Source organism: Sorangium sp. So ce295 (assembly GCF_051527405.1).
In the GTDB taxonomy this organism is placed as follows: domain Bacteria; phylum Myxococcota_A; class Polyangia; order Polyangiales; family Polyangiaceae; genus Sorangium; species Sorangium cellulosum_B.
Genome location: NZ_CP150324.1, coordinates 13,251,648 through 13,266,203 on the forward strand (window position 1 = coordinate 13,251,648; position 14,556 = coordinate 13,266,203).

Below are 14,556 nucleotides of genomic sequence, written 5' to 3' on the forward strand. Positions count from 1 at the left end.
GGCTCCGGGCCCCAGGACCTGCGCTCCGAGCGATGTGGCGCTCGGCTCACCATGTGCGTTTCCCGGGGCGCCTCCATCGATATCGCGCTTCGAGCTCGTGATAGCCTGTCGCAATGCCCAAACCGCGCGGTCGAGGGACATCGGCCGAACCCAGGCGCACCGTCAAGGCATCGAGCGGATCCGCGCGCGCGCGGCGTCATGGCAAGGCGGGCGCGAAGGCGGGCCCGCCGGCCGCGCTGCGCGACGGGCAGGAGCGGGCGCCCGCAAGCTCGCGCGCCAGGCCCAGGAAGGCGAAGGGCGCGACCTCGCTCGTGGAGGCCGCCGTCGCGAAGCGACCGGCAGCGCCGGGGAAGCGCGCGGCGGCCGAGCCACCGGCGGCGCCGAGGATGCGTCCCCCGAGAGCGCGCGCCGGCGAGCAGGCCAGCGCCGCGCCGCCGAAGCGCCGACCCCGGGACGCGAAGGCGAAGAGCGGAGCGGACGACGCGGAGTTCTCGCCGCCCCGGCCGCCTGAGCTCGACTGGGACGACACGCCGTCCGAGAGCGCCGAGGAGGCCCTCGCCCAGCGCTGGGCGGCGCGGGGGGAGGAGCTCTTCCAGCAGCTCGAAGGCCACGGCGCCGCGCTCCACGAGTACCGCGCCGATCTCAAGGAGGGGCGCTTCGTCTGGATCGCGCCGAGCGGGCGCGTGTCCGCGGAGGCGAGCGCGCGCCTCCTGTGCAGCTGGTCGTGCGCGACCTCGGTCCTTGTCATGGCGTGGGCCGACCCGCTCGCCAGCGGCGCCGGGATCGAGCGCATCGACGGGATGCCCGCGGAGCAGGACGGTATCGACGAGCAAGGCGCATGGCAGATCGCGATGAGGGCGGCCGACGCCTGCAACGCCGCATTCCTCTATCGCGTGTCCTCGCCGCAGGCCTGGTACTTCCTTGCGCTCGACGGGCTGACGTTCACACCGAAGCGCACCTCGTTCCATCCGGGCGCGCCGGTCTGCCTCGTGCTGCGCGCCATCGGCGAGGTGCGCGAGGCGATCGCGTCCCGCGCCGAGCCCGCCGACGTCGTGCGCGACAGGATCTCGGCGCTCAGCGACTCGCTGTTCCACCAGGCCAGATATGCCTATCGCGACACCGATTGGGTCGCGCGCCTCGATCGGACCGGCTCGTGCCTCTCGCACCTCGCGAAGCGCATCCCACGCGCGGGCTTCAGCGCGATCGCCGCGGGCCAGCGCATCGACGAGTGGCTCGAGCGCGAGCTCGCGGTCGAGCTGATCAACGCGCTCTCGCTCATCGAGGACGAGTGGAGTCTGTTCGGTTGATGGGGCGGTGACGGGCGCGGCCTTGCCCGGTTCGCGGTCAACCCCCGCCTCTCGTCGCGTCGCGCGCGGCCGAGCCCGCGCCGCGCGCGCCCCGCGGCACCGCTCTTGAAGGGGTCGCGGGAGGGGACGTGAGGGGAGGGGGCGATGGGGCGAGCGAAGCTGTTCGAGGATCGCAGGGACGCCGGGCGCAGGCTCGCGCAGCTGCTCTCGGGGTACAGGAGCGAGGCGCCGCTCGTGCTCGCCCTGCCGCGCGGCGGCGTCGAGGTGGGCTACGAGGTGGCGCGCGCCCTGGGCGCGCCGCTCGATGTGTGGATCGTGCGCAAGCTCGGCGCACCCGGGCAGCCGGAGCTCGGCGTGGGCGCGATCGCCGAGGGGGGCGAGGTGTACATCGATCGGGGCCTCGTCGCCCTGCTGGGGATCTCCGAGGCGGAGCTCGCCGAGATTACGGAGCGGCAGGCCGCCGAGGTGGAGCGCGGGGTGCGCCGGTTCCGGGGCGACAGGCCGATGCCCCGCGTCGAGGGGCGGACGGTGATCGTCGTGGACGACGGCATCGCGACCGGCGGGACCGTGCGGGCCGCGCTGCGCGACCTGCGCAAGCGCTCGCCGAGGCGGCTCGTGCTCGCCGCGCCGGTCGCCGCGCCGTCGAGCCTGTCGTCGCTCAGCCGCGAGGTCGACGGCATCGCTTGCATCGAGGAGGACCCGGGCCTCCAGGCGATCGGCGCCTACTACGAGGATTTCTCGCAGACGTCCGACGACGTCGTCGCCACGCTGCTCGCCGAGGCGCGGCGCGAGGTCCCGAGGCCGGAAGGGGCGGAGCGGCCCCTCTTCGTCGAGGCAGGGACGGCGGCGCTCCCCGGGGACCTGGCGATCCCGGAGAGGGCGGGCGGCCTCGTGATCTTCGCGCACGGCAGCGGCAGCAGCCGCAGGAGCCCTCGCAACCGCTCGGTCGCGGAGGCGCTCTGGCGGTGGGGGCTGGCCACGCTGCTCTTCGACCTGCTCACCGACGAGGAAGAGGCGGAAGATCGCCGGAGCGCCCACCTCCGCTTCGACGTCGATCTGCTCGCGCGGCGGCTGATCGGGGCGACGGACTGGGCGCTCGCGCGACCCGAGCTCCGTCACCTCGCGGTCGGCTACTTCGGCGCGAGCACCGGCGCGGCGGCCGCGCTCATCGCCGCGGCGTCGCGGCCGCGCGCCGTGGGCGCCGTCGTGTCGCGCGGCGGCAGGCCCGACCTCGCGGGCGCGGCCCTGGCGATGGTCCGCGCGCCGACGCTGCTCATCGTGGGCAGCGCGGACACCGAGGTGCTGGCGTTGAACCAGGCTGCCCTCGACGACCTCGCGGGCCCGCGCCGCCTCGCCGTCGTGCCTTCCGCGACGCACCTGTTCGAGGAGCCGGGCGCGCTCGCGGCGGTCGCCCGGCTCGCCGGCGAGTGGTTCGCGCAGCACCTGATCGCGCGAGGAGCCGAGGCGAGGGCGTGACGCGCCTGCCGGCGGCCTGCGCAGGGCGCCCGGCGGGAGCGCCGGCCGGCGCGGCGCCTACCTGGAGAGCCAGACCGTGTACGCGTGCGGCATGAACGGCGCGTCGTCGGGATCGAACGGGAGGCTCCGGATCATGCTCCCCGCGTTGACGCCCACGACGAGCAGCCCCGAGAGCCCGTCGAGCCCCACCACCGTGCGCTGCGCGCGGCTGCTGCCGAAGACGCCGGCCACGTCGACGCGGCCGGCCTCGGCGCCGTGCGCGTCGACCTTCACGATCGCCCAGCGGAACAGCGCGGGCAGCTCCCAGTCGGCCACGAAGGTGATCTCGGCCGTCTCGAGATCCGGCCTAGCGGCCGCGTTCTCCGCCGAGAGATCGAGCCAGAGGTACGTCGCGCCGGTCGGCTCGATCGGGCGCAGGGGCGCGACCCGCCGCGGGAGCGTGGCGTAGGGCAGCGACCACTCGAAGCGAACCCGGCCGAAATCGCCGAAGCGCTCGGCGTCGGAGAGGTGCGCGCCGTCGCTGCGGCTGCCCAGGAACGCTCGCGCGATGGCGAACTCGAGGAGCAGGTCGTCGAGGTCCTCGCCGCGGGATCGCAGGGACGCCCGGAGCGCATCGAAGGTGTCGGGCTCGGCGTGGAAGCGCGCCGCGCCCGCGGGCGTGGACTGCGCCGCGATGGCGAGCAGCGACGTCGCGACCTGCGCCGGCGTCCCGGTGCCGTACGCGTCGTCGAGGAACCACGGAAAGAGCAGGCCGCCGTCGAGCGCGCCGAGCGCCGCGCCGGTGAGCGCCCGCTCGGGCGCCCGCTGGAAGGCGTCGACCGCGGCGAGCTCCTCGGCCGCGCAGGGCGCCGCGATCGCGGCGAGGTAGCTCGCCGTCATGGCGATCGCGCCCTCCTCCGCCCCGGCGTCGAGGCGCATGGCGACGGCGGCTCCGAGCGCGTAGGCCGCGTCGGACGCGCTCGCGCACCCGCCGCCGCGCGCCGGCGCTGCGATGATGGCGAACGCGCTCGCGGCGTCGAACCGCTCCCCGAGCGCCCGCATATCGTGCCCCACGCGCATCGGGCCGCGGCGCGGGCCGCGCTCCAGGTAGAGATCGTACGATGGGCCGCCGCCCCGCGCGCCATCGGGGAGCGGGCGCGGCAAACCGAGCGCGTCGTAGGTCCGCATCGCGGTCTCGAGGTGGGTGAGGCTCTCGAGGAGGGCGGCGCCGGGGACGTCCGCGGGCGCGTGCACGCAGACGGGCAGCGTGAAGGAGCAAGCGCGTTGTTGGACATCGCGGACGTCGCGCTCGCCCGGGCGCTGCACCGGCGAGACCACGGGTCGGCCCTCGGCCGGCGGGGCGGCGGCCTCCGAGGCGCTGTCGTCGGGAGGCGCCCCGGCCTGCGCGCTCGCGACGGGCGAGGGCGGCCTGGCCGACGGCGCGTCCGCCGCGCGCGCCGCTGCCGCAGGGGGGCCGCCGAGGGCCGCGCCCAGGGCGAGGACCACCAGCGCCCAGGGCGCCTTGCGTCGCAGCGCGGGCGCTCGCTCTGGTCGCGCCGCTGGGGCGCGTGTGGGGAACGGTCTCATGGGAAGCGCACCTGGTATCCGGAGATCCGCCGGCGAGTCTGCCCCGGCGGCTTCGCGCTAGCTCATCGCACGAGCGACCGCCCTTGCCCATGCTCGCCAACGTCGGTCCTGCGCCCCGCGCCTGGAGGGCCCCGGCGGCGGCGTGGCTCATCTCGTTCCAGAGCGGGAATGCGGGGGTGTCTGGACGCCGATCTCACCGAATCGAACTCCTGGTATCCTGTGCGCCCCTCGCCCGCCTCCCGGGCGGGGGCGAAAGCCCAGGACGATTCAATGACCCATCCGCTCCACGACATCTTGCTCCCCGACAGCCGACACGACTTCTTCCCGGTGGTGATCGAGATCCCGAAAGGATCGAAGTGCAAGTATGAGCTCGACAAGAAGACCGGGCTCTTGATGCTCGACCGCGTGCTCTACTCGTCAGTGCACTACCCGGCCAATTACGGCTTCATCCCTCAGACGCACGCGGGCGACGGCGACCCTCTCGACGTCCTCGTCATCATGCAGGAGCCGGTCGTGCCGCTCACGATCGTGAGGGCGCGCGCCATCGGCGGCTTCTTCATGCGCGACGACAAGGGCGTCGACGACAAGATCATCGCGGTCGCCGTCGACGACCCCTCCGTGGCCCATTACCTGACCCACGAGGAGCTGCCGCCGCACGTGACCAAGGAGCTCATGCGGTTCTTCATCGACTACAAGACGCTCGAGAACAAGCTCGCAGAGGTAGATACGATGTACGACAGGAACCGCGCCCTGGAGGTCATCGAGGAGTCCGTCGCGAGCTATCGCTCGATCAGCGCCTGGTCCAAGGGCTGACTCGGCTGGCCCTGGGGGTCGGGTTGCAGCGGCGCATGGATGGATCGCGGAAGCGGTGGATCGCCCTTCCTGGACCCCTCGGCGTCCACCCCTCGCAACCTTCGAAAAAATCCAGAAACCGGGCACAGCGGCGCCAGGTAACCCCGCGAGAACACTCGGCACGCGCGTTGCTTTACCGCCGGCTGTGGATCGCTTCTCGACGCTCATGGACGACGAAGGCCTTGCCCAGCGGCTCGCCCAGAGCCCTGAGGTCGAAACGCGCCCGGCGATCCAGCGGCTCCGGTTCGACCTCGGATCCGGTGGGAGGTCGAGCTCTCTGGCGTGGCGGGTGACACCGTGAGTCGGCTCAACGCGGAGCGTCGAACTCGACGTCGCTCCGGGGAGAGCCACCAAGGGCCCACCATGACGCATACAGGCGAGCAGACAGGGCAAAGACGCTGAAAACGACGCTGAAAACGATTCGAACGCGGCCAACGCAATCAACGTAAACGACATAAATTACGCGGACGATTCGGTGACAGGCCATTGAAGCGCGCGGGTATGCGCATGGATTATCGAGGCGACACCGCTTGATCGGGGCTTGACAACATGAGAGACATCAGCTTTTCTCAAGCAATGATGAGCACGCTTAATAGCTTAGTTTCGGCGAAAGCGTGTCGCCGCTACTCCGCAGTGGCGCTTCTCCTCGCCGGCCCGCTCGGTTGCCTGGGCAACCTCGGCAATCCCGACGGGACGCCCTCCGAGACCAGTAGCGGCGGCAGCAGCGAGGGCAGCGGCAACGGCAGCAGCAGCAGCGGCGGCGACGGCGGGGGCCCCGGCGACCCGCCGGAGATGCACACGGAGATCCCGGAGGTGTCGGAATGCGAGGTCGCGGACAAGAGCACCCCGGGCCCGCGCGTGGTGCGTCGCCTGACGGTGGATCAATTCGAGTCCACTGTCCGCGATCTGTTCAAGGACCAGTCCGTCGCCCTTCCGAGCATCTTCAACGATCCGCAGGTGCTCGGGTTCTCGGCCGACGCGAACGCGCTGGTGATTCGCGACCTGACGGCCCAGCAGATCATGGATTGGGCCGAGACGACCGCCGACTGGGCGGTGACGAACAAGCTCGCCAGCATCACCACGACGACGTGCAGGACCCTGGACGCGAGCTGCCGGACCGAGTTCATCCGCGACTTCGGCCGCCGCGCGTTCCGCGACAAGCTCACGGACGAGCGCGTCTTGTCCTACGACGCGCTGTTCGGGGCGGAGAAGTCGTTCGAGGACGGCGCCAAGGTGGTCGTGGGCGCCATGCTGCAGTCGCCGTACTTCCTCTATCGCCACGAGATCGGGACCGAGGCGAGCGGCTCGGGCGTCTATGAGCTCACCCCGCACGAGATCGCGAGCAACCTCTCGTACTTGCTGACCGGGACCATGCCGGACGAGGCGCTGCTGCAGGCCGCCGACGCGGCCGCCGCCCAGGGCGCCAACCTGACCAGCGAGCAGATCGCCCAGCACGCGCTGCGCCTGCTGGAGGACTCGGCGACAAGGCCGCTCGCCGAGAAGGAGATGATGCGGTTCATGCGCGGCTGGCTCCAGCTGAACCGCCTCGTCACCGCGGTGAAGGACAACACGGTCTTCGATCTCACGGACGCCATGCGCAAGGACATGATGGCCGAGACGCAGGCGCTCGTCGTGGACACCGCGTTCAACCAGAACGGCACGTTCGCCAACCTCCTGCAGGCGGACTACACGTTCATCAACGCCAGCCTCGGTTCGCACTACGGCATCAACGGCGCCGGGGGCACCGAGCTGACGAAGGTGACGCTCCCCCCGGGGCAGCGCGACGGGGGCATCCTGGCCCACGGCAGCTTCCTGACGGGGCATGGCAGCGCGAAGCTGTCCTCGCCGACCCAGCGCGGCAAGATGGTCCGCACGCGGCTCCTCTGCCAGCCGCTCGAGCCCCCGCCGCCCGGCGTGGATCCGAACGTCAAGCCCCTGGAGACCCCGGCCACCACGCGCGAGATGGTCGAGCAGCACACGAAGGCCGAATACTGCGCGGGCTGCCACAAGTTGACCGACAAGATCGGCGTCGGCTTCGAGCACTACGACACGTTCGGCCGGTGGCGGAACGATGAGAACGGGATCCCCGTCGACGTGACCGGCACGGTCGTCGCGCCGCCCACCGGTGGAGACGTCAATTTCAGCGGCGTCACCGAGCTGGCCGACTACCTCGCGGCGAGCGAGGACGTCAAGGCGTGCATGGTCCGTTACTGGTCGTACTACGCGTTCGGCGGCACCTGGGAGCAGGACGGCTGCACGTACGAGACGGTCCAGCAGGTCGCCGCGGCGGACGAGTTCCGCCTCAAGAGCGTGTGGCTCGCGCTGACGCGCGCGCCGCACTTCACCCGCAGAGTCCAAGGTCCGTGACCCCACGGCTGCAACCCAAGAACAGATCGGTAGCGAGTGAAAGGATCGGTCATGCGCAGCCACAGTCGTAGGAAGTTTCTCAAGGGTGTCGGGGCCAGCCTGGGCGCCAGCCTTCTGTTCTCTCCCTTCTATGATTCCATCGCCAACGCGGCTCCCGGGAAGAAGCCGAAGCGGCTCCTGATCTTCTTCACCATGGGGACGGCCCCCTCGATCTGGAAGCCCAAGAGCGTCTCCGGCGAGACCCCCACGTTCAGCGAGTCCACCTCGCCGCTCGAGGAGGTGAAGGAGCACATCGTGATGCTGGACGGCCTCCCCAGCGGGAGCCCCAGCAACAACCACGGCTCCGCCGACGGCCTCACCGGGATGGGCTATTACAGCAACGGCCCCTACGGGCTGATCTCGGTCGACCAGTACATCGTCGAGAAGCTGAAGGGCAGCGGGCTGTCAACGCCCATCCCCTCGCTCCTGCTCGGCGCCGCCGTCGAGGGCGGCAAGACGGGGTTCTACAAGGGGACCAACCTGTCGCCCATCGGCTCCCCCACGTCCGCCTACTCGACCGTGTTCACGGGCTTCACGCCGTCCAACAACCAAGGCAGCACCGACAACAGCGCCGCCGAGGCCCTGCTGAAGCGGCGCAAGAGCGTCCTCGACAACCTCACGAAAGAGCTCTCGTCGCTCAAGGGGAACCTGGGGAAGGAGCAGCAGTACAAGCTGGATCTGCACCTCGAGTCGATCCGCCAGCTCGAGCAGCGGCTCTCGAACACGATGACCCCGGGAGGAGGAGGAGGGACAGGCTCCTGCTCTGTCCCGGGAACGCCCGCCGGCGACATGACCAATGGCTTGAAGGCCAACCAGCTTCATCTGGACATCATCGTCGGCGCGTTCGCGTGCGATATCACCCGCATCGCGGCGATCCAGTGGGGCTCGGATCAGATGATGAACGCGAACCTGAGCGAGATCGGGCTCAGCGGTGAGGAGCATAACGGCATGATCCACACCGGCGCCCCTGCGCACCTCGACCTGATCAAGCTCGAGAAGTGGCTGCACCAGCAGTTCGTCGGCGTCATCAAGAAGCTGAAGGCGACGCCCGAGGCCGACGGCTCCGGGACGCTCCTCGACAACACGCTCGTCGCCTGGTGCCGTGACATGGGCGACGCGCCGAACCACACCCAGAACGAGATGAAGTTCGTCCTGGCGAGCGGCAACGGCGGCTATCTGAAGACGGCCCCTGGCGGCCGGTTCATCAAGAGCGGCGAGCGGCACGAGCGCGTGCTGCTCAGCCTGTGCGACGCGATGGGCGTCACGGACTTCTCCGGCTTCGGGGATCCGGCTCTGGGCAGCAAGTCGCCGCTCCCCGGCATCGCCGCGACCTGACACCGAGGGCGCGAGGCCGCTCGCCGCGACAGGTGCGCCCCCACGCGCCTGTCGCGGCGAGCTCCACTGGCGCGAGATCGGTAGCGTGAGAGGGTCGTTCATGCGCAGCCATCGTCGTAGAGATTTCCTCAAGGGGCTGGGGGCCAGCGTCGGGGCCGGCTTCCTGTTCAACCCATTCCTGGACTCCATCGCCGAGGCGGCGCCCGGCCGGAAGCCCAAGCGGCTCCTTTTGTTCTGCACGATGGGGACCGCGCCATCGATCTGGAAGCCCACGAGCGTCTCGGGCGAGACCCCCACGTTCAGCGAGTCGACGTCGCCGCTCGCGGACGTGAAGCAGCACGTCGTGCTCGTGGACGGCCTCCCCAGCGGGAATCCGGGGAACAACCACGGCGCGCCCGACGCCCTGACGGGGCTCGGCTTCAGCGACCCCGCCAAGCTGATCTCCGTCGACCAGTTCATCGCGGACAAGCTGATCGCCGCCGGCACGAAGACGCAGATCCCCTCGCTCTTGCTCGGGGCCGAGAGCACGGTGAGCGGCGGGAGATCGCCGTACTATCGAAAGGACAACCTGCCGGGCATCGCCTCTCCGACGTCCGCCTACTCCACCCTGTTCGGCTCGGCGATCCCGTCGAACACGTCGTCAGACGATCTCTTGCGCCGCCGCAAGAGCGTCCTCGATCACCTCAAGAACGAGATCAAGGCGCTCGAGGGGAACCTCGGCTCCGAGCAGAAGTACAAGCTGGAGCTGCACATCGACTCGATCCGGCAGGTCGAGGAGCGGCTGTCCAACGCGTCGTCCGGCCAGACCGGCGGCTGCAGCGTGCCGACGAAGCCCGCCACCGATCCGGCGAACCCGCTCCAGGCCAACCTGGTCCACATGGATCTCCTCGTCGGCGCGTTCGCGTGCGACATCACCCGCGTCGGCGCGATCCAGTGGGGCTCGGATCAGGCCATGAACGTCGATCTCCCGGACATCGGGCTGAAGGGCGACGAGCACGGCGCCATGATCCACACCGGCGCACCGGCGCACCTCGACCTGATCAAGCTGGAGAAGTGGCTGTCGCAGCGGTTCGTCGACCTCATCAACAAGCTGAAGGCGATCCCGGAGGCCGACGGCTCCGGGACGCTCTTCGACAACACGCTGATCGCCTGGTGCCGCGACATGGGCGACTCGCCGAACCACAACCAGAACGAGATGAAGTTCGTCCTGGCGAGCGGTGAAGGCGGCTATCTGAAGACGGCCCCTGGCGGCCGGTACATCAAGAGCGGCGAGCGGCACGAGCGCGTGCTGCTCAGCCTGTGCGACGCGATGGGCGTCACGGACTTCTCCGGCTTCGGCGATCCGAACCTCCGGTCCAAGTCGCCGCTCCCGGGCCTCTCGGCCACCTGAGGCGGCTGCGCGCCGCTTCCCGGCGCGCGCGCTCTCTCTCTCCGGTTCCCCGCGACCGCCGCGTCGCGCCCGGGCGCCTGCGCTCTCCCGGGCGCACGCCGCCGTCGACCCCCGTCCCGCGCCCGGCGTACACTCGTCACCATGACGACGCGCGCGCCGGCGGGATACGAGGCAGATCAACGGCGAGACGACCTGTCCGCGTACGCGCGGTACCTGTCGGCGATGGACGCGTCGATGCGCCAGAAGGTCGCGCTCACGGCAGCGCACCTCCTGTGCGAGGGCCGCGTCGCCGACATGGGCATGGGCTCGGGGCAGGGCAGCGCCGCGCTGGCCCAGCTCTACCCGCGCCTCGAGGTCATCGGCGTCGACATCGATCCGACGGTCGTCGAGCTCGCGCGCCGCGCTCATCAGCACCCGAACCTGGGCTTTCAGCTTGGCGACATCGCAAGGACGGTATTCCCGCCCGAGAGCCTCGACGGGATCTTCGATTCGTCGGTGCTCCACCACGTCACCTCGTACGGGGGCTACCGCCACGCGAACGCCGCCGATGCGCTGGCGGCGCAGGTGGAGCAGCTCTCGCCGGGCGGGGTGCTCGTGGTGAGGGACTTCGTCGATCCCGGGCCGGAGACGGTGTTTCTTGACGTGCCCGCCGAGGACGGCGACGACGGCCGCGATCCCCGCAGCGCCTCGACGGCGGCGCTGCTCGAGCGGTTCGCGGGCGAGTTTCGCTCGCTCTCGCCGGAGCCGGGGTTCCCGCTGGCGCGCGCCGCGAGCGAGCCCTCCGGCGCGCTCCCCGCGCCGCGCCCGGGGTGGCGCCGGTATCGCCTCGCCCACAAGCATGCTGTCGAGTTCGTGTTGAGGAAGGATTACCGCGCTGACTGGGAGGCCGAGGTCAAGGAGGAGTACACCTATTTTTCTCAAGCGCAGTTCGAGGCGCTCTTCGCGCGGCTCGGCCTGCGCGTGCTGTCGTCGACGCCGCTGCGCAACCCCTGGATCGTGCGGAACAGGTTCGTCGGTCGCTTCGAGCTCCGGGACGCCACGGGCGCGCGCCTGCCTTATCCGCCCACGAACTACCTGATCGTCGGAGAGAAGGTGAAGGCCGGTCAAGGGGTCTCGTTCCGGCTCGCGCCCGCGGAGGGCGCCCGGCAGTTCTTGCGGATCGAGCACCACAAGGATCGGGCGACAGGGCAGGTGTTCGACCTGGCCGCGCGGCCGCACCCCACGCTGGACATCGTGCCGTTCTTCTTCGCGGGTGAGACGGCGTATGTGCTGGCGCGGACCAGCTATCCGCGGCCGATCGCGCGCGCCTGCCGCGAGGAGACGCCTCCGCTCGACGGCAGCGGGCCGGCGGACTATCTGGCCGAGCCGATCGCTGTCGTGCAGACCGAGTTCCCGGTCGGGCACACGGTCGAGCATGCGCTGGAGCGGGCGGCCGGGGTGCGGGCGGCGGCGATCCAGCGCATGATCCCGGGCACGACGTACTACCCGTCGCCGGGCGGCATCCTCGAAGAGGTGCGCTCGATGCTGGTGGAGGTCGAGCCCACGTTCGTGAACGCGCCCTCGGAGAACGTGTCGGGGTTCGGCACCTCGGGGCGCATCCGCGCCATCGAGGCGCGCCAGCTCCTCCGCGCCGCGCAGGTCGGCGGCCTGCCCGACGCGCGGCTCGAGCTGAACGTCTACGATCTGCTGGCGCGCTTCGGCCTGCCGTTCGGGCCGTGGATCGGCGACGAGATCCCGCTCGCGGCGGCCGGCGCGGGCGTCGCTGGCGGTGCCGGCGCCGGCGACGAAGACGCCGGGGGGGCCGCCCTGCAGCCGACACCGCTCGCCGCGCTGCTCGGGCGCCCGAGCCGCCGGAGGTTCTCGCGGGTGGACCCGAGCGCCAGCGCGGGGTTCCTCGAGGTGCGGCGGGCGCGCTTCGAGGAGCTCACAGCAGACGGTGGCGTGGTGGCCGCGCGGGAGCTGGAGTACGTGGTGCCTCGGCCGCTCGGGGTGCTCACGGTCTCGACGGCGCTGCTCGCGCGGGCGCCGTCGGGGGAGGTGGTGCTCGGCGTGGACGACGACGATCTGCCGGCCGCCCAGAGCTTCTCGGGCAACAGCGGCATCCTTGTCGCGCCGGCGTGGCGGCTGCCGCGGAGCGTGAGCGCGCTTTCGGCCGCCGAGGCGTTCGTGCGCGAGCGGCTGCAGGCCGAGTACGGCGTTCGGGTGGGGGCGGCCGTCGAGCTCGGAGGGGCCTACCGCCCTTCGGCTGGGCTGACCCCGGAGCTGGTCCAGCCGCTCGCCTTCGTGGTCACCGCGGCGCCTGCCTCGGCCAGCGCGCCCGCCTCGGCTGCCGCCGTGCCCGACCTCGCGCCGGGGTCCGATGCCGCTCGGCGGCTCTCGTGGGTGCCGCTGATCGAGCTCGTCGCGGAGCGAGAGCGCCTGCCAGACGGCCACCTCCGCGTCGCGGCCCTGCGCGCGGCGCACGCGCTCGGCCTGGCGATCGCGCCGCCACACCCGCAATGACCCGCGGCGGCCTTACCTGAGCGCTTCCTCGAACATGTTCGTGTTACCGGTCTGGTACGACACCTCGAACCTGACCTTGGAGATCTTCCAGCCGCCGGCGTGCCTGGCGAGCTCATAGCGGTAGTGGCCCGCGACCAGCCAGTCCTCGCCGCCCGGCGCGCGCGCGAACCGATGGTGGGCGCGGACATGGCACTCCACGGAGGCGTGCTCTCCTTTCACCTCGATGTCGAGGGGGCCGAGGAAATGTTGTGATGCGTCGATCGCGTCGTGAAACTTGCTCCAGCCCGCGAGCAGATCGTCCGTCTTCTGCTCCTGCGGCTCGCCCCCGAAGACCGACGTGAAATCGGCCACCACGACGTCGGCATAGAGGCCGCGGAGCTCGGTCCAGCGCCGCTTATCGATGTGGTGAGCGATCCGGACAACGACATTCTGGATCGCCTGCACGTCACTCAACTCTCGCGTCATGGTCGTCCTTTCGTCGCGTGGAGCAGGAGGCGTCGTGCTCCGTGGTGAGCTCTCTCGAGCCGTTCCTGGCCGGAGGAGACATGCGGTTAGCATGGACGTAAAAAGGCGAGAAGGGCCCCGCCCCCCCGCCCTCTGGGGTTCGACATCGTCCGAGGGAGGCTGTCGGAGCGGAGCGGCGCGGCGCGGCATCGGACGCGCGCGCGCCCGCGCCGCCGGGGTGAGCCCATGAAGCGTCGCGAGCTGCGGTGTCGATGACGCGCTGGTGGCCCCCTGAGGCTTGGACCCCGCAACCGCGCTCGGCGGACGGCGGTTTCGAGGCCTCAGCGGCGCCGCCGGCGCGCGCGAACATGCCGTATCTGCGCGCGCCGCCCGCGCGCGCGAGGAGCTCCGGGCCTCCGCGGCGGCTGGCACGCCGGGCGCTTACCGCGTCGCACATCGCCGATCCGCCGGCCGCTCCCCGCGGCGCACAGCGGGGCGGAAGACCCCATGGAACTCATGAGCAATTCCCTGAAGATCCCGATGCCCGGCGCCGCGCCGACGGACCTCGCGAGCCGGAGCAGGAGGCTCGGGTGGCGCGCGCGCGCCGATGCCGGGAGGGCCCGATCGTTCGTCGCCCTGCGCGGGCGCATGCTCGCGAGCCCGAGCCTGGCCGGGGCGCTCCATTTCATGCAGGTGGCGAACCGCCCCTGGGAGCCCCATGAGCTCAGGGCGTGGCTCGATGATCACGTGATCGCTCCGGGGTGGATGACGGCCCCGCGCGCGGTGCGCGAGCCGGGCGCGGAGACCGTGGCGCTCCGCGAGCTGGACGAGCGGCCCGAGGCGGTCGCGGCGCTCACCGGGCGCGCGCGCCGGCGCGTGGGGAGCGCGCTGCTCGACTTCGTGGCGCCGGACCCCGAGGGCAACTTTCTCCGTGCAGCGCTGTACAGCGCGCGCGTCCGCTGGGCCGTGGTGGGCGACCGATCCGGCTGGCTGCCGGCGCCGCGCGAGAGCGACTTTTTGAGCGACGTCGTGCTCAGCCTCTTCGCCGCGGCGATCCTCTCGAGCCCGGACATCTATCAGCGCCACATGACCGTCTGCTCGCACTGCGGGCGCGTCGCGTTCGCCCAGGAGGCGCGGCCGTCCACCGCGGCCTGCCCGCGCTGCGACGGAGAGGTGCGGTGGCGCATGCCCCCGGCTGGAGCGGGCAGGCGCCGCGGCGGCGGCGGGACCGGCGAGGAGCGCAGATGAGCGTCGCCCGCGGCGCCTCGCCGGCGGGCG

10 protein-coding genes are annotated in these 14,556 nt (G+C 71.3%); 8 read left to right on the plus strand and 2 right to left on the minus strand.

The genetic code is table 11. The annotated features are described in order from the left end of the window. Positions 1-113: 113 nt before the first annotated feature. Together WMF11_RS50100 and WMF11_RS50105 are read left to right on the plus strand one after the other, a co-directional pair. Complete coding sequence (locus WMF11_RS50100; RefSeq protein ID WP_437906108.1) at positions 114-1,307, plus strand: hypothetical protein; 1,194 nt, start codon at positions 114-116, stop codon at positions 1,305-1,307. A gap of 144 nt (positions 1,308-1,451) precedes the next feature. Further along, entirely contained in the window at positions 1,452-2,783 is a 1,332-nt protein-coding gene (locus tag WMF11_RS50105; RefSeq protein WP_437975806.1) for a phosphoribosyltransferase family protein, read from the plus strand. Positions 2,784-2,840: 57 nt separating this feature from the next. Here WMF11_RS50105 and WMF11_RS50110 read toward each other — a convergent pair whose 3' ends face one another. Then, positions 2,841-4,349 (minus strand): hypothetical protein, encoded by a 1,509-nt coding sequence (locus tag WMF11_RS50110; protein ID WP_437975807.1) that lies wholly within the window; start codon positions 4,347-4,349, stop codon positions 2,841-2,843. A 270-nt stretch (positions 4,350-4,619) separates the two neighbouring features. On the opposite strand from WMF11_RS50110, the gene WMF11_RS50115 reads away from it, so the two are divergent. From WMF11_RS50115 to WMF11_RS50135, 5 genes are all read left to right on the plus strand, one after another. Then, positions 4,620-5,162, plus strand: a complete 543-nt coding sequence (locus WMF11_RS50115; protein ID WP_272096779.1) for an inorganic diphosphatase — start codon at positions 4,620-4,622, stop codon at positions 5,160-5,162. A gap of 672 nt (positions 5,163-5,834) precedes the next feature. Beyond that, entirely contained in the window at positions 5,835-7,568 is a 1,734-nt protein-coding gene (locus WMF11_RS50120) for a DUF1592 domain-containing protein (protein WP_437975808.1), read from the plus strand. 51 nt (positions 7,569-7,619) lie between these two features. After that, a complete protein-coding gene (locus tag WMF11_RS50125; protein ID WP_437975809.1) occupies positions 7,620-8,942 on the plus strand; it encodes a DUF1552 domain-containing protein in 1,323 nt (440 codons plus the stop codon). Positions 8,943-9,042: 100 nt separating this feature from the next. Further along, entirely contained in the window at positions 9,043-10,332 is a 1,290-nt protein-coding gene (locus WMF11_RS50130; protein WP_437975810.1) for a DUF1552 domain-containing protein, read from the plus strand. Between the two features lie 141 nt (positions 10,333-10,473). Beyond that, positions 10,474-12,834 (plus strand): methyltransferase domain-containing protein, encoded by a 2,361-nt coding sequence (locus WMF11_RS50135; protein ID WP_437975811.1) that lies wholly within the window; start codon positions 10,474-10,476, stop codon positions 12,832-12,834. Between the two features lie 12 nt (positions 12,835-12,846). On the opposite strand, the gene WMF11_RS50140 is transcribed toward WMF11_RS50135, so the two are convergent. After that, positions 12,847-13,299 (minus strand): nuclear transport factor 2 family protein, encoded by a 453-nt coding sequence (locus WMF11_RS50140; protein ID WP_437547947.1) that lies wholly within the window; start codon positions 13,297-13,299, stop codon positions 12,847-12,849. Between the two features lie 495 nt (positions 13,300-13,794). On the opposite strand from WMF11_RS50140, the gene WMF11_RS50145 reads away from it, so the two are divergent. Beyond that, positions 13,795-14,526: a hypothetical protein gene (locus WMF11_RS50145; RefSeq protein ID WP_437975812.1), complete on the plus strand. Its 732-nt coding sequence runs from the start codon at positions 13,795-13,797 to the stop codon at positions 14,524-14,526. Positions 14,527-14,556: the final 30 nt, after the last annotated feature.

Excerpts from the sequence above, each read along its gene's own strand:
- WMF11_RS50100 (WP_437906108.1), top strand. The coding sequence starts at position 114 with ATGCCCAAACCGCGCGGTCGAGGGACATCGGCCGAACCCAGGCGCACC.
- WMF11_RS50135 (WP_437975811.1), top strand. The coding sequence starts at position 10,474 with ATGACGACGCGCGCGCCGGCGGGATACGAGGCAGATCAACGGCGAGAC.
- WMF11_RS50140 (WP_437547947.1), bottom strand. The coding sequence starts at position 13,299 with ATGACGCGAGAGTTGAGTGACGTGCAGGCGATCCAGAATGTCGTTGTC.
- WMF11_RS50125 (WP_437975809.1), top strand. The coding sequence starts at position 7,620 with ATGCGCAGCCACAGTCGTAGGAAGTTTCTCAAGGGTGTCGGGGCCAGC.
- WMF11_RS50145 (WP_437975812.1), top strand. The coding sequence starts at position 13,795 with ATGAGCAATTCCCTGAAGATCCCGATGCCCGGCGCCGCGCCGACGGAC.
- WMF11_RS50115 (WP_272096779.1), top strand. The coding sequence starts at position 4,620 with ATGACCCATCCGCTCCACGACATCTTGCTCCCCGACAGCCGACACGAC.
- WMF11_RS50130 (WP_437975810.1), top strand. The coding sequence starts at position 9,043 with ATGCGCAGCCATCGTCGTAGAGATTTCCTCAAGGGGCTGGGGGCCAGC.
- WMF11_RS50105 (WP_437975806.1), top strand. The coding sequence starts at position 1,452 with ATGGGGCGAGCGAAGCTGTTCGAGGATCGCAGGGACGCCGGGCGCAGG.
- WMF11_RS50110 (WP_437975807.1), bottom strand. The coding sequence starts at position 4,349 with ATGAGACCGTTCCCCACACGCGCCCCAGCGGCGCGACCAGAGCGAGCG.